The organism is Pseudomonas asiatica (assembly GCF_009932335.1).
Taxonomy (GTDB): Bacteria; Pseudomonadota; Gammaproteobacteria; order Pseudomonadales; family Pseudomonadaceae; genus Aquipseudomonas; species Aquipseudomonas asiatica.
In genome coordinates this window covers 3,344,976-3,361,049 of sequence record NZ_BLJF01000001.1, presented here as the reverse complement: position 1 = coordinate 3,361,049, position 16,074 = coordinate 3,344,976, and the positions used below count along the sequence as shown (strand labels likewise).

At 62.4% G+C, this 16,074-nt stretch carries 10 protein-coding genes; all 10 read left to right on the top strand.

The window, feature by feature from the left end; translation table 11 throughout:
* Positions 1–7 precede the first annotated feature (7 nt).
* The 10 genes from flgJ (at position 8) to rffA (ending at position 16,068) form a co-directional block, all read left to right on the top strand.
* The gene (gene flgJ / locus GYA95_RS15595) at positions 8–1,162 is read left to right on the top strand and encodes a flagellar assembly peptidoglycan hydrolase FlgJ (protein ID WP_015271236.1); all 1,155 of its coding nucleotides are present in this window, start codon (positions 8–10) and stop codon (positions 1,160–1,162) included.
* Between the two features lie 12 nt (positions 1,163–1,174).
* Positions 1,175–3,208 (top strand): flagellar hook-associated protein FlgK, encoded by a 2,034-nt coding sequence (gene flgK, locus GYA95_RS15590; protein ID WP_015271235.1) that lies wholly within the window; start codon positions 1,175–1,177, stop codon positions 3,206–3,208.
* Positions 3,209–3,221: 13 nt separating this feature from the next.
* On the top strand, positions 3,222–4,805 hold the full coding sequence (locus GYA95_RS15585; protein ID WP_015271234.1) for a flagellar hook-associated protein 3: 1,584 nt from the start codon (positions 3,222–3,224) through the stop codon (positions 4,803–4,805).
* A 76-nt stretch (positions 4,806–4,881) separates the two neighbouring features.
* Complete coding sequence (locus GYA95_RS15580; RefSeq protein ID WP_015271233.1) at positions 4,882–8,457, top strand: glycosyltransferase; 3,576 nt, start codon at positions 4,882–4,884, stop codon at positions 8,455–8,457.
* 54 nt (positions 8,458–8,511) lie between these two features.
* Entirely contained in the window at positions 8,512–11,256 is a 2,745-nt protein-coding gene (locus GYA95_RS15575) for a glycosyltransferase (protein WP_043935795.1), read from the top strand.
* A gap of 127 nt (positions 11,257–11,383) precedes the next feature.
* A complete protein-coding gene (locus GYA95_RS15570) occupies positions 11,384–12,064 on the top strand; it encodes a WbqC family protein (protein ID WP_223997984.1) in 681 nt (226 codons plus the stop codon).
* The gene (locus tag GYA95_RS15565) at positions 12,061–12,696 is read left to right on the top strand and encodes a class I SAM-dependent methyltransferase (RefSeq protein WP_015271230.1); all 636 of its coding nucleotides are present in this window, start codon (positions 12,061–12,063) and stop codon (positions 12,694–12,696) included. The genes GYA95_RS15570 and GYA95_RS15565 overlap by 4 nt, the downstream gene beginning before the upstream one ends.
* Positions 12,697–12,732: 36 nt before the next feature.
* Positions 12,733–13,500 (top strand): class I SAM-dependent methyltransferase, encoded by a 768-nt coding sequence (locus GYA95_RS15560; protein ID WP_003257274.1) that lies wholly within the window; start codon positions 12,733–12,735, stop codon positions 13,498–13,500.
* Between the two features lie 11 nt (positions 13,501–13,511).
* Positions 13,512–14,891, top strand: a complete 1,380-nt coding sequence (locus tag GYA95_RS15555; RefSeq protein WP_015271229.1) for an NAD(P)/FAD-dependent oxidoreductase — start codon at positions 13,512–13,514, stop codon at positions 14,889–14,891.
* A gap of 22 nt (positions 14,892–14,913) precedes the next feature.
* Positions 14,914–16,068 carry a dTDP-4-amino-4,6-dideoxygalactose transaminase gene (gene rffA / locus GYA95_RS15550; protein WP_015271228.1) on the top strand — a complete coding sequence of 385 codons (1,155 nt, stop codon included), beginning with the start codon at positions 14,914–14,916 and terminating at the stop codon, positions 16,066–16,068.
* The last annotated feature ends 6 nt before the right edge of the window (positions 16,069–16,074 follow it).

The following is a 16,074-nucleotide window of genomic DNA, read 5'->3' as shown; positions in this document are numbered from 1 at the left end:
GGCGCGGATGAACAGCAAAAGCCTGGTTTCCGGCAGCGCCGACAGCGGCGCCTACACCGACCTCAACCGCCTGAGCTCGCTCAAGCATGGCGATCGCGACAGCGACGCCAACGTGCGCAAGGTGGCCCAGGAGTTCGAGTCGCTGTTCATCAGCGAAATGCTCAAGGCCTCGCGCAAGGCCAGCGACGTGCTGGCCGACGACAACCCGATGAACACCGAAACGGTGAAGCAGTACCGCGACATGTACGACCAGCAACTGGCCGTGAGCATGTCTCGCGAAGGCGGCGGTATCGGGCTGCAGGACGTACTGGTGCGCCAGCTGTCGAAGAACAAGGGCACGCCGGCCAACACCAGCCCGTTTCCGCGCATCGAGGGCAATGCCCCGACGCTGTGGGGCAACAAGGTGGCCGAGCCCATGCATGCCGCCCAGTCGACCGCCACCCGCAACGACGTCGCCGCGCTCAATTCGCGACGCCTGGCGCTGCCGAGCAAGCTCACCGACCGCCTGATGGCCGGCATCGTGCCGTCGGCGGCCAGCACCAATACCGCAGCCGTGCCGGCCCGTGACGGCCAGCAAGTGGCCAAGGCCTTCGCCGTGCCGGACAACGGCCTGCGCATCCTCGGGCGCGCCGTGGCCCAGCCACCGCTGGCACCGAAAAAGGCCTTTGCCGACTGCGACGAGTTCGTCGCCACCATGCTGCCGATGGCCGAGCAGGCGGCCAAGCGCATCGGTATCGACCCACGCTACCTGGTGGCGCAGGCCGCCCTGGAAACCGGCTGGGGCAAATCGGTCATGCGCAACACCGATGGCAGCAGCAGCCACAACCTGTTCGGCATCAAGGCAACCGGCAACTGGGAAGGTGGCGAGGCGCGGGCGATCACCAGCGAGTTCCGCGATGGCCAGTTCGTCAAGGAGACGGCGGCGTTCCGCTCCTACGATTCCTACCAGGACAGCTTCCACGACCTGGTCAGCCTGCTGCAGAACAATTCGCGCTATCAAGATGCGGTGAAGGCCGCCGATAAACCAGAGCAGTTCGTGCAAGAGTTGCAAAAGGCCGGGTACGCCACCGACCCGAATTACGCCAGCAAGATCTCGCAGATCGCAAGACAGATGAAGTCGTACGAGCACTACGCAATGCTCGGTACCGCAACGAAACTTTAAGGGCATGGAACCATGGCGAGTCTGATCAACATTGGTATGTCGGGGCTTGGCGCCGCGCAATCGGGGATGTACACCCTCGGTAACAACATCGCCAACGCCGATGTCGAAAGCTACTCGCGCCAGCAGAACGTGCAGAAGACCAAGGGCGGGCAACAAGTCGGCCAGGTGTTCATCGGCAGCGGTACTACCCTGGCGGATGTGCGCCGGGTCTATAACGCGTTCCTCGAGAACCAGCTGCGCAGCACCACCTCGCTGAGCAGCGATGCCACCTCGTACCTGAACCAGATCACGCCGCTGGATACCGCCCTGTCGAGCAGCGACACCGGTATCACCGCTGCACTGAAAAGCTTCTTCAGCGCCATGCAGGATGCTGCGGCCAAGCCGAGCGAGGACGCCTCGCGCCAACTGCTGCTGACCAGCGCGCAGTCCCTGGCCAAGCGCTTCAATACCCTGTCGGCGCAGCTCAACCAGCAGAACAGCGACATCAATGCCAACATGGCGTCGATCGCTGACAAGGTCAACGCCCTGACCCAGTCGATTGCCGACCTCAACGGCCAGATCTCCAAGATGACGGCCGTCAATGGCCAGCCCAATGACCTGCTCGACCAGCGCGACGGCGCGGTGCGCGAGTTGTCGGCGCTGATCGGTGCCGACGTTGTGGAGCAGAAGAACGGCAACTACGACATCTACCTGAAGAACGGCCAGGCCCTGGTGCTGGGCAACACCACCCAGACCATCGGCGTGCAGCCGAGCGCCACCGACCCGACCCGCATGAGCCTGATCCTCAATCGCGGCTCGACCAAGATGGACATCACCAGCACCACTACCGGTGGTGAACTTGGCGGCCTGATCCGCTACCGCAAGGATACCCTCGACCCGGCGCTCAACGAGCTCGGTCGCGTGGCCCTGGTAGTAGCCGATGCGATCAACAGCCAGCTGGCCCAGGGCATCGACAAGAACGGTGACTTCGGTGCCACCCTGTTCGGCGATATCAACAGCGCCGCTGCCATCAGCCAGCGCAGTGTCGCCAAGACCGGCAACAGCGCCGGCTCCGGCAACCTCGATGTGACCATCAAGGACACCGGCAAGCTGAGCACCAGCGATTACCAGGTGACCTTCACCAGCGCCACTGGCTACAGCGTGCGCAAGTTGCCGGAAGGCACCGACATGGGCAGTTTCGACCTTACCGACACGCCGCCTCCGGTGATCGACGGGTTCACCCTGTCGCTCAATGGTGGCGGCCTGAGTGCTGGCGACAGCTTCAAGATCACCCCGACCCGCAATGCCGCCGCAGGCATCGACACTGTCCTGACCGACCCGAAGCGCCTGGCCTTGGCTTCGCCGCTGACCGCCACCAGTGGATCGGGCAACAAAGGTACCGGCGTCATCACCCAGCCGACGCTGACCTCGGAAATGGACATCTACGATGCCGCCCAGCGTTCGCAATTGCAGACTGGACTGAAGTATTCGACCCCGGTCAAGCTGGTGTTCGGCGATGACACCAGTTCGCCCCAGGCCTACAAGATGTACGACGCCAAGGGCACCGAAATCGGCAGTGGCACCATCGTGCCGGGGCAGGAGAACAAGTTGCAGCTGTCGGTGCCGATGGTCGATGGCAGCGGCAATTCGCTGGGTGGCAATTTCACCTTCGAGATGAGCGTTTCCGGCGCGCCGAAGAACGGCGACAGCTATACCGTGGCGCTGAGCGGCGCAGGTTCGGCGGACAACCGCAACGCCTTGTCGGTGATCGACCTGCAGACCAAGTCCACGGTCGAGGTTGGCGCCAACGGCAAGGGCATCAGCTTCACCGATGCCTACGCCAAGCTGGTCTCCAATGTTGGCGGCAAGGCCGGCCAGGCGCAGATGGACAGCGATGCCACCACTGCCCTGCATGCCTCGGCAGTGGAAAGCCGCAACGGCCTGTCGGGTGTGTCGATCGATGAAGAGACCGGCAACCTGGTCAAGTTCCAGCAGTACTACACCGCGTCGTCGCAGATCATCAAGGCGGCCCAGGAAACCTTCGCCACCCTGATCAACAGTCTTTAAGGAGCCGTAGATCGTGAGCGTACGCATCTCTACTTCGCAGTTCTACAACACCAACCAGGCCAACTACCAGAGCAACTTCGCCAAGACGGTGAAGAGCCAGCAGGAGGCAAGCGATGGCATTCGCGTGCGTTCGGCCAAGGATGACCCGGTGGGTGCGGCGCGTCTGCTGCAACTGGAACAACAGCAGAACATGCTGAAGCAGTACAGCGGCAACATCGTCAACGTACGTAACGCCCTGGGCACTGCCGAAAGCACCCTGAACTCCATCGGCACCATCCTGCAGCGGGTCAACGAGCTAGCGGTGAGCTCTGGCAACGGTACGTTCACCGATGCCGACCGCAAGGCCAACGCCGACGAACTGGCGTCGCTGGAAGACCAGCTGTTCTCGTTGATGAACAGCAAGGACGAGAACGGCAAGTACATCTTCTCTGGCTCCAAGGGCGATACCCCGCCTTACGCGCGCAATGCCGATGGCACCTACAGCTACCAGGGCGACCAGGGCAAGCTCAACCTGCAGGTGGGTGACATGCTCAGCCTGGCGGCCAATGAAACCGGCTACGACGCCTTCGAGCAGGCGCTCAACACCAGCCGTAGCCAGACCAGCCTGACCGCGCCGGCCACCGACGATGGCCGCGTCAGCCTGTCCAACGGCCAGGTCTCCGGCAACAGCCTGTACAACGATCGCTTCCGCAGTGGCGAGCCATACACCATCGAATTCCTCAGCAGCACCGAATACAAGATCACCGATGTCGACGGCAATGACGTCACGCTCGAGGCCAGCCAGGGCGGCAAGTTCGACCCCAATGGCGACAACACCAGCATCAGCTTCCGCGGTGTCGATCTGCGCCTGGACATCACCTTCAAGGACGGCGACAAGGGTAATGAAGATGCCGCTATCGCAGGGCATACGTTCAACCTGAGTTCCAAGGCCGATGAGGTTTCCGGCACCCGCAGCCCTGGCAATACCTCCTCCGAGCAGGTGACGGGCGCGACCATCACCGATCAGGCTGCCTACAAGGCCGCTTTCCCGGGCGGTGGCGCGGTGCTCAAGTTCACCGGCAGCAGCACCTTCGAGCTGTACGCCGCACCGGTCACTGCTGACAGCCGTCCGGTGGCATCGGGTGCGCTGGGCGGGCCGAACGGCACCACCGCTACCGCGGCAGGGGTCAGCTTCGAGCTGTCCGGCGCACCGAATGCCGGGGACTCGTTCGCGGTCAAGGTCGATACCCACCAGACCCAGAACATCCTCGACACCATCGGCAAGCTGCGTACCGCGCTGACCAGCCCGGTCGACAACGACCCAGTGGCACGGCAGAACTTCCTCGCCGCGCTGGATTCGGCCGTTGGCAACATCGCCAGCGCCACCAACCAGGTGTCGTCGTCGGTCAGTGCGATCGGTGGCCGTGGCCAGGCGCTGGATGTGCAGTCCGAAACCAACGAGGCGCTGAGCACCGAGAACACCAAGACCCAGAGCTCGATCCGCGAAAGCGACCCGGCTGAAGTGATGCTGCGCCTGCAGATGCAGACCAACATGCTGCAAGCTTCGCTGCAAGCCTATGCCAAGGTCGCCAGCTTGTCGTTGGTCAACTACATCTGATTCCACCCCTCTCGCGTCATCCGGTGTGTGCCAGCCCGTTCGGTGCTGGCCACGCCACCTCTTCAAGGTCTTCGCCGTGAATCAACAGACCCTCGTCAGCATCGCCATCCCAGCCTTCAACCCCGAGTTCTTCCGCGCCACTTTGCTCAGCGCGCTCAACCAGGATTACTCGACGCTGGAGGTGCTGGTCTGCGATGACAGCCGGGGCCTGGAGATCCAGCGTATCGTCGACGAGGTGGTGCGCGAGACCGGCAAGCCGGTGCGCTATGTGCGCAACCCACAGACCCTTGGGTTCGCCCGCAACGTGCTGGCGTGCCTGGAGCATGCTGAAGGGCCGCTGATCAAGTTCCTCTGTGACGACGACCGACTGTTCCCCGAATGTGTCGGCCTGCAGGCCGCGGTCATGGAACAGCATGCCGATGTCAGCATGACCATCTGCCAGCGCATGCTGTGCGCGGCCGACGATGCCTTGCTACCGCCGCGCATGCTCAATGCGGTGATGTGCCCGGAGGATGCGGTAGTCAAGGGCAGCGACTTGCTGGAAGCGTTGGAGACGAACGCCCCCAACCTGTTCGGCGGCCTCAGCCATGCACTGATGCGCCGTGACCTGGTGGCCGAGTTCCTGCCGGCGTTGGTGCAGGAGGGCAGCGGGTTCGCCGCGCGCCTGGACATGGCGCTGTACATTTGCCTCATGCGCCGAGGCAATCTGGGGCACCTGTCACGCTTTCTCAGCATGGAGCGCCTGCACCCTGCGCGCCTGAGTCACCAGGCAGGCATGACCTTGGCCTTCCCCATCGAGACCGACTGGATAAAGGCAATGCTGGCCGCGCGGGCAAGCGAGGCCGCTCCGGCCAGTGGCTGGGTGCGCTATCTGTCGCTGGAGCGATACCAGGGCGAGCAGGGCGCGCCGTGGGACGAGTACGAACTCAACCGCCTGTACGGGGCTCAGCAGGCCCGCCAGGCGCAGCAGGTTGGCACTGACTGCCTGTCGTTTGAAGAGGTATATGCCCAGTGGCTGGAGTGCCGTGACCTGTCGGCTGCACAGCTCAAGGCGTTGCCCAAGCGCTTCGAGCAGTGGCCCCGGCAGCCGCGTATCGTGCCGGTGATCTGGGCCGAGGCGGGTGAGGAACTGGCCCTGCGCGCGACCCTCGACAGCCTTGCTGCGCAGTCCTGGTCCGCGGCCGGCTGCTGGCTGCTGGCGCCGGCGGCGCTGGAATTGGTGGGCCACCCGGTCGCGGTTGAACGCATGCTCGTGCAGGGCAATGGCCTGGCCCAGCTGCAGGCGCGCCTGGCGCGTGCCGACGATGCCGACTGGATCCTGCTGCTGCGCGCTGGCGACCGCCTGGTGCCCCATGCTCTGGCGATCATGGGCGAGCGCATGGCACTTCGCGAGCGGGCCTGCATCTATGTCGACGAAGGTAGCCATGACGGGCTGCGCCCGACAACACCCATCTTCAAGCCGGACTTCAACCTCGACCTGATGCGCAGCCTGCCGTATGTAGGGCGCGTACTGGCATTCAACTGTGCCGCTCTGCGCGAGGTCGGCGGCTTCGACCCGGACTTCGATACCCTTGCACCCCACGACCTGCTGTGGCGCCTGGCGGAACGCCAGGGCCTGCAGGTCATCGAGCACATCGACGAACTTCTGGTGCATTGCCAGCACGACTTTGGCCAGTGGCTGCACGACCCGCGCTGCACACAGCAGGCGCCACGCGTGGTGCGGGCCCATCTGCAGCGGCTGGGCGTCGATGCCGAGGTTGTCGGTGCCGAAGGCATGTCATTGTGCCAGGTGGCGTACCGGCACCCGGAGCAAGCCCTGGTCTCGATCCTGGTTACGCTCGGGGAAGATCTGAGCGCGGCGATGCGTTGTGTCGAGTCTCTGTTCGAACACACCCGGTATGGCCATTTCGAGGTGCTGCTGATCGCCTCGCCGGATACGCCTGCCGACCTGCGTCAATGGCTGCAGGCCATGCAGGGGCTGGGCAGCAGCCAATTGCGGGTGATCGAAGTGGACAGCGGCAGCCAGCTGGCGCAGTTGAACCAGGCCAGCGAGGCTGCCCGTGGCGACTACCTTCTGATGCTCGACAGCGCCTGCGCCGCCTTCGACCGGTCCTGGCTGGAGCAGTTGATGGCCCAGGCCCAGCGCCCGGAGGTCGGCGTGGCGGCGCCCAAACTATGTACCCAAAGCGGCGAGATCTTTGGCGCCGGGCTGGTCCTGGGGCTGCATGGCGGCGTCAGCAGCCCGTTCGTTGGCATGCCGGCCGACAGCGGCGGCTACATGCTCCGGCTCAATGCCGTGCAGAACTGGAGCGCGCTGAGCCTGGACTGCCTGCTGGTGCGCCGCGAGCTGTTCGCCACGCTGGGCGGTTTCGATGTGCAGGGCCTCAAGGGCGGCCTGCAGGACGCCGACCTCTGCCTGCGCATCCGCGAACAAGGCTATCTGGCGGTGTGGACGCCCCATGCGGTGCTCGTTCGCTTCGCTTCGACCCGCGACGTGCGGACCAACAGCCAGCGCAAGGTAATGGACAAGGACATCTTCCATGAACGCTGGTTGGCCAAGGTTGCCCGCGACCCCGCCTACAACCGCAACCTGAGCCTGAAGATGGCCAGTTTCAACCTTGATGCCGGACAGCGTAGTGGCTGGGACCCGTTCATCAGCCGTGTGCTGCCGTCGGTGTTGGCGTTGCCGATCAACACCTCGGCGGTTGGTCACTACCGGGTGGCACAGCCGTTCACCGAGCTGGAACGCGCTGGCTGGATCCAGGGGCGGCTTGATTACAGTACCCCGGAGATGATCGAGATCGAGCGCGAGAAGCCCGATGTGATGATCTTGCAGTGTCGCTACACGGTCAATTCGATCGATGAAATGACGCGCTTCAAGCGCCTGTCGAACGCCCGGCGCATCTACGAGATCGACGACTACATCATCGAGGTGCCGGAAAAGAACGCCCATGCGCGGAACATACCGGCCAACATGCGCGAGCTGGTCACCCAGGGTATTGCCTTGTGCGACCGCGTGGTGGTGTCGACCCAGCCGTTGGCCGATGCACTGTCGAGCATGCACCACGATATCCGGGTAGTCCCCAACATGCTCGCCGCCCCGCTGTGGGCCGGGCTGGCCAGCGAGCGCCAGACTAGCGCGCGGCCGCGTGTGGGTTGGGCGGGGGGCACCAGCCACCGGGGCGATCTTGAGCTGTTGCTGGACGTCATCAAGACCCTGGCCGACGAGGTCGACTGGGTATTCTTCGGCATGTGCCCGGATGCCCTGAGGCCTTATGTGAAGGAATTCCACAAAGGCGTGCCCTTGGCGTTGTACCCGCAGAAGCTGGCCAGTCTCAACCTCGACCTGGCACTGGCACCGCTCGAACAGAACCTGTTCAACGACTGCAAGAGCAACTTGCGCCTGCTTGAGTATGGTGCGTGCGGCTTCCCGGTTATCTGCACCGACACCAAGGCCTATGACGGCTACCTGCCTTGCACACGGGTGCGCAACAACACCTCGGAACAGTGGCTGGATGCGATCCGCATGCACCTGGCCGACCCCCAGGCCAGCTACCGCCAGGGTGATGCCCTGCGTGAGGCGGTGCTGCGGGACTACGTATTGATGCCGCAACATTTGCAGCAATGGGCGAATGCCTGGCTGGCGGATTGATTTTTTTCGCGTTCGTTGCGAGCGGGCGCCCAACTCTCCCTTCGAAGGTGCTTTATGGTCGATATCGCAAGCGGATCGCGCAGTGACGTTACGGTAGTGTTGCTGGGGCATAATCAGGCCGCTCATCGTGAGCGAGCGTTGCACTACTACCGTCAGGCGGGCATTGCCTGCCTGGCTCTGGAGGCCCTTGAGACCCATAGTCCGGGCGCTCTGTGCAGCGCACGCCTGAGTCAGGCGCTGCAGCAGGTTGCCACGCCGCTGGTCAATATGGCCCTGGATGCTGACTTCGTGCAGGCACCGGCACTGGACAGCGCTGCTGAATGCCTGAGCGCCAATCCGCTGGCGCTCGGTGCCCAAGGCTATGCCTTGGGGTACGTTCCGGGTAATGGTCAGGTGGCCTACTACAAGTTGGGCCACCCTTTTCCGGCGCTGGAGGGAGAGGGGGCCTCGGCGCGCATTCGGTCGCATGCGTTGGCGAACCAGCCGGCCTGGCGCGCCGTGGTCAGGGTCGAGAGGCTGCGTTCGGTGCTGGCCGACTTGCCGGAGGATCTGGATTTCGCCAGTTGGCGGGTTGCGCTGTCGTTGGCGTTGCTGGCCGACGGGGCCATCATCCAGCTCGACCAGACCGACGTCCTCTGTGAATTGGCGCCGCGCACTTTGTCGCTGACAGCCCGGGAAGAGCAACTGGTGCGGACTGTGCGTCTGTTGCGCGCGTGGGACGCCGAACGCCATGGTGTATGCGCCGGCGACGCGGGCTTTGTCGTGCTCAACCGCTTGGTGCGTGGCAGCTACGATGCAGGCGAGCCGACGTTGCTGTTCACCTCGCGCTGGACCAGTGTGATCGGCGACCCGGACCGCCAGTTCGAACCCCGGCAGTACATGGAAATGCCTTACTACCAAAAGGGCCTGTTCCAGCGCCTGGCGCAGTTTGAATTTCTTTGCCACGGCTGGCCAACCGGACGGGAGCATCGTCATGCACTGGAAGGCACCTGGGTGCGTCAGCGTGAACTGCTCGAAGTGCACCCCAACGACACCAAAGAGAGCCTGCAGCAGCGTTATTGGCAGGCCTTGGCATTGGGCTTGTTCAGCCGCGAGGTCTGCGAGCGTCTGCTGGCAACCCTGGAGGTCGAAGTGCACGCGGAAAAAGTCCGCGAATTGAGTGCCTGGCTTGAGCGCCTCGACAGCATTCCGGGTCAGGATGTGCCCGGGTGGCTGGCAACTACCGGCTCGGGCCGGCTGTTGCAGGTGTTGGCGGATGCAACGCCAGGGTCTGAGGTGCGTCAACGCGTGCTTGCGCAACTGGCCAAGCGGCCCGGCCCGCAAATCGGTTTCGTGGTCGCGGACTTGAAGGACGATGACCTTGCCCTGCAGGCGACCTTCGACAGCCTGCTGGCTACCGGGCTGCGCAATTTCAAGCTGGTAGTCCTCAAGGCCGGGAAACCACCGGCTATCACGACGGCGCGGGACACCTTGCATTTTGTCCAGGTGGAACCGGGTAACTGGGTTTCACACCTGAATCAGGCGCTGCGCCAGTTGCCGAGTGAATGGATGATGTTGCTGCAGGCAGGAGACATCCTTGCCGGTGGTGGCCTGCTGCGTCTGCAGTTGGAGCTGGGTGAGTCTCCGGCCTGCGATGCCATTTGTGCCGACGAGATACAACGCGATGAAGAGGGGCGTTTGCTGGGGATCATGCGCCCCGGTAGCGATCTCGACCTGTTGCGTAGCCAGCCGGCCCTGATGTCGCGTCACTGGTTGCTTCGCCGCCAGGCTGTGCTTGACCTGGGTGGCTTCGATAGCCGTTTTGGCCACGCGCTCGAATACGATCTGTTGCTGCGTCTTGTGGAAGAGCGCGGGGTCGGCGGCATGGCGCACATGGATGAGTATCTGGTGATCGGAGGACAGGCGCCGGAGCCGATGCGTTCCGAAGCGCTGGACATTCTCGACCGCCACCTGAAGCGACTGGGCTATCGGGGGCAGGTCAGCGATCAGGGTGCTGCCGGGTTGACCATCGATTTCCGGCACAACTCGACGCCGCTGGTCAGCATCCTGATGGTTCATGAGGGCGACCGCTCTGCGCTTGAGCGCAGCCTGAGCAGTCTGTTCCAGCGTACTCGCTACCCTCGCTACGAGATCGTGCTGGCCTGTACCCAGGATCAACATGGCCTGCTGTCCGACGCGCTTCGATCGTTCGCCGGCCGTCTGCGTCTGATCGTGACCGAGGTGGGAGAGAACCTGTTCAATCAGGCTGCACGACATGCGCGCGGTGAATACCTGGTGTTGCTGAGCGAACGTTGCCAGGTGATCTCCCCGGCCTGGATCGAGGCGATGCTCAACCAGGCACAACGGCCGGAGGTTGGGGTGGTCGGCGCGCGCCTGGTTGGCGCCGATGGCAGTCTCGCGCATGCCGGTTACGATTTGCTTGCAGGGCCGCGGTTGCATGCGCCCTGGACCGGCCTGCCCGGGGAGCACGCCAGCCAGGATCACTGGTCTTGCGTTGTGCGCGGTTGCCCAGCTGTGTCGGGGGATTGCTTGATGGTACGTACCGGCGTGTTCGAGCACTGCGACGGGTTGCAGGGCGGAATGGCGGCCGATGTCGATCTTTGCCTTGCCGCCACCGCTGCTGGCAGCCTGGTGGTATGGACTCCACAGGCGCAACTGATGATTGATGGTGCAGTTGCTCCAGCCCCCGAGGCGGTACAGGGGTTGCTGGCGAAGTGGCCGAGCGCGTTTACCCGTGAAGTGGCAGTCGATGGCCGGTGGGCTGGTGCCGAGGCGGGCTGGTTGACCCCGTTCAAGTAGCTGGCGCGGGAATTGCAAAAGCCGGGCAGGAGCCCGGCTTTTTTGCGCCTGGCGGCAAATAATTGACAGGCGTGGCGCCTGGTTTCACGTGGTGTGGACGAGGTTGTGAATGCAAAAGAAAGTGGCTGTGCTGCAGTCCAACTACATTCCCTGGAAAGGGTACTTCGACCTCATCGGCAGCGTCGATGCGTTCATCCTCTTCGATGATGTCCAGTACACGCGCCGCGACTGGCGTAACCGCAACAAGATCAAGACTGCCCACGGAGAGCATTGGCTGAGCATCCCGGTGAAAAACAAGGGGCGCTACGACCAATTGATCAACGAAGTTGAGATCAGTGAGCCTGGCTGGGCGGCTGCCCACTGGAAGACCATCGAAATGAGCTACCGTCGCGCGGCCTGCTTCCAGCAGATGGAAGGGCCTGTCAGGGCGCTCTTCGAGCAGGCCGCCGAGCTCACTCATCTTTCGCGTATCAATCACCTGTTCATCGCCGGCCTGTGCCCCCTGCTGGGTATACGAACGCCGCTTTATCGTTCCGAAAACCTGGGCCATGCAACCGGCAAGAATGAGCGTCTGATCCAGTTATGCCAAGCAGTAGGTGGTACGCATTACCTGTCGGGACCGGCAGCCAGCTGTTACCTGGACGAGGCCGCGTTCGCTACTGCCGGGCTTGGCCTTTCGTACATGAGTTATGACGGCTATCTCGAATACCCGCAACTGTACGGCGAATTTCAGCACGCGCTGAGTGTCATCGACCTGCTGTTCAACACCGGCGCCGACGCGCCTGCCTTCCTGGAGCGGCGACCATGAGCACGACCATTTTGCGAGAAGTGGAACAGTACTATTCCTCGCGTATTCGCGAGCATGGCGCCACTCCGGAAGGGGTTGACTGGAACGGTACTGCTTCCCAGCATCTGCGCTTCGAACAGCTGCTCAAACTGGTGTCGCAGGAAGAATGGCAGCGGGGTTTCAGCCTGGTCGACGTGGGTTGTGGTTATGGGGCATTGCTCGACTGGCTGCGCGAACGCGGCGGCGTAGTGGACTATCACGGCTATGACCTGTCACCCGAAATGATTGCGTCGGCCCGCGCCACGCATGGTGAGGACCAGTTCACCTGTTTCGAGGTCGCCGACCGGCCCACCCGGACGGCCGATTACGCGGTAGCCAGCGGCATTTTCAACGTGTCCCAGCAGACGCCACGGGAAGCCTGGGAAGAATATATTGCCGAGGTGCTTCGCACCATGGATGCGTGCTCGACCAAAGGCTTTGCCTTCAACTGCCTTACCAGCTACTCCGACGCGCCATTCATGCGCGACTACCTGTATTACGGTGACCCGTGCTTCTACTTTGATCTGTGCAAAAGAACCTACTCCAGGCAGGTGGCACTCTTGCACGACTATGGCTTGTACGAATTCACCCTCCTCGTGCGCAAGGCCCCGTGACCTGCCATTCGACTTCCCTGTTTCCTGGAGATATCCATGCTCAAGAAAGGCTCTACTTCCGTTACCCAGTCCAGCGACAGTCAGCTAGAGGCACGGGAACGACTCTGGCAGTCCTTTGCCAATGCACCGCTCGATGACGCCGAAAAGGAGCGCAACCTCGGCCTGTTCATCCGCTCGGCCTCCCTTGCGCGGATGCTGGCGATTTCCGACCTGTACCGCGAGATCGTCTCGCTGCCCGGCTCGGTGCTCGACTTCGGCACCTGGCGCGGCCAGAACGCCGTGCTCTGCGAGAATCTGAGGGCCATATTCGAGCCGTTCAACAAACAGCGACGCATTGCGGCATTCGATACCTTCGCTGGCTACAAATCGCACGCCAGCGACAGCAAAGTGACCAACGAAAATTTCCAGGACGGTTGCTACGATACCGGCAGCGGTTATGCCGATTACCTGCGCCATCTGCTTGCATTGCACGAGAGCATCAATGCCTTGCCACAGGTTTCCAGCGGCCATCAGGTGGTCGAGGGCGATATCAAGGATACCTTGCCACGTTTCATCGAGGAGAATCGCAATCTGCTGGTGGCGTTGGCCTTTTTCGACATGAACCTGGAAGGGCCGACCCGGTTTGCCTTGGAACAGATCCTGCCGCGCTGTGTGCCGGGTTCGCAGCTGGTGTTCTTCCAGTTGCAGCGTGATTTCCTGCCAGGCGAGGGTTACGCCTACGTAGCTGAAGTGCTGGGCAAGGTTCGTCACGAGATCAAGCGCTCACAGACCTACCCGTCCCTGTGCATCGTCAAAGTGCTGTAAGAGGGCATGCCATGTTCCTGATCATTGGTAACGGCATGGTTGGCCTGGCGATCGCCGCCGGCCTTTCCCGTTCGGTACCCGCCGAGCGCATTACAGTGGTAGGCCCGATGTCGCGGCCCTACAGCGCCTCGATGGCTGCTGCAGCCATGCTCAACTCGTTCGCGGAGCTGGAGCCGGGTGCGTTGGACAAACCGCGAGACCGCCTCAAGTTCGAGTTGAGCCAGGCTTCCGCGCGGTTGTGGGGGGCGTTTGTCGAAGAGTTCGAGATACCCGCCGAGCATTACCGTTTGGGTACCGTGCTGGTCAACAACAATGCCTCCAACAGGTTCGAGGACCAGGCGTTCGACGCCATCGCCGATTATCTCGAAGAGTTTGCCGAGCCGTATGAGCGGATCGAGCCGACCCTGGAACCGGCCTATTCACCGGCTTCGGCCTATCGCAGTCGCAATGCCCTCTTCCTGCCCCGCGAAGGCGTGGTCAACCCAGATGGTGTCATCCAGGCCCTGCAACAGACGCTGGCAAGGCGCGGTGTACGCTTTGTCGAGGGTGTGGTGGAGTCTCTCGACAAGATCGGTGGCCGAACCTGCGGGGCTCGCCTGGCCGATGGTCGGGTGCTGGCTGCGGAGCGTGTGGTCCTCGCCAATGGCAGCAAGGCGACCCGGCTGTGGGCCGAAGACGACTGCATTCGGGTCATCAACGGCGTCGGCGCTACTGTTGTTCTGAAGAACCCGGGGATCCAGGGTCGTTACGTGCTTCGCACGCCAAATCGTGGCGGCGCCTGTGGTATCTACCATGCGCCCTATCAGGACGATCTGTTCGTGGTAGGGGCGACAAACCTGATCACCACTGTCGATGAACAGGTCCCACGTGCCGAGTCCGTGGCGGCCCTGATAAATGGTGCGATCAATCAGGTCAACCAGATGCACCGTGCCAGCGGCTTCGTGCGATACAACTTCGGCTATCGACCGGTGAGCCTGGATGGCTATCCGGTAATCGGCCAGCTCAATGACAACACATTCATTGCGACCGGTACGCGGCGGGATGGCTATCACTTTGCGCCTTGGCTGGCTGACAACCTGGCGGCGCTGTTGCAGGGGGTGCAGCTCTCGCCCCAGGCGCGTGCGTACTTCGAATACACCCGGCCACATCGGCGCGCAATGCTTGATGATTCGGTCGAAGCGTGCTGCCGCAAATACGCGGCAGTCAAATGTTCGGCGCTTTCCCAGCATGGCTATGACGCGGGGCATACCGATGCCGACCAGGCGCTCGAGGGCCACTACTACCAGCGCGCGAGGGATTTCTTTGCCCGTAACGGCCTTGAGAAGGCAGTACAGGTCGAGTTTCTCGATGCGCTCATTGGCGGCTACCTGCCGCTGAGCGATTTCACCTGACCACGTGCTGGAGAATACGAACGTGAGCAAACAGGTCATACCTTTCAACAAGCCTTTCGTCGTTGGCAAGGAATTGTTCTATATCGCCCAGGCAGTGATGAACGGCGGCATCGCTGGCGACGGACAGTTCACTCAATCGTGTCAGCAATGGTTGGAAGACAACCTGGGATGCCCCAAGGCGCTGCTGACCCATTCCTGTACCGCGGCGCTGGAGATGGCGGCGATCCTGGCTGATGTCGGGCCGGGGGATGAGGTCATCATGCCGTCGTTCACGTTCGTATCTACCGCCAATGCTTTCGTGCTGCGCGGTGCGGTTCCGGTATTCGTGGACATACGCCCGGACAGCCTCAACCTTGACGAGCGTCTGGTCGAAGCCGCGATCACCGAGAAAACCAAGGCGATCGTGGCGGTGCATTATGCAGGGCAGCCTTGTGACATGGACGCGCTGCTGCGTATCTGCAACAACCATGGCCTGATGCTTATCGAAGACGCTGCTCAGGCGATTCTCGCCAGGGAAAAGACCCGTGCACTTGGTACCATCGGGCACCTCGGTTGCCTGAGTTTCCATGAAACCAAGAACGTCATCAGTGGTGAGGGAGGGGCGTTGCTGATCAACGACCCGAAACTGATCGAGCGTGCAGAAATCATCTGGCAGAAGGGGACCAACCGCAAGGCGTTCGCCCGGGGTGAAGTCAGCAAATATACCTGGGTCGATGTCGGCTCTTCGTTCCTTCCCAGCGAATTGACGGCCGCCTTCCTCTATGCACAGCTGGAGCAGGGCGAAAGCATCAACTCTCATCGGCGTGGTTTGTACGAGGCTTATTACAATCAGTTGCAGGCGCTGGAAGCCGATGGCTTTTTCCAGCTTCCCCGTACGCCAGGGGGGCGGCCAGCCAATGCGCACATTTTCTACCTGTTGATGCGCAACAACCAGGAACGCAGCGAGCTGATCCAGTTCTTGCGTGAACGGGATATCCATGCAGTGTTCCACTACGTACCGCTGCACGATTCACCTGCCGGCCTGCGGTATTCCCGCAGCATCGGAGAGCTGCCGGTAACCTGTGATGTTGCCCAGCGTCTGGTGCGCTTGCCACTTTACTCGGACATGACTGCTCGCCAGGTTGCCCGAGTGTGCGCAGCAATCGCCCAGTTCTTTGCCGAGCCTCGCGCTGTCTGAGGCCGG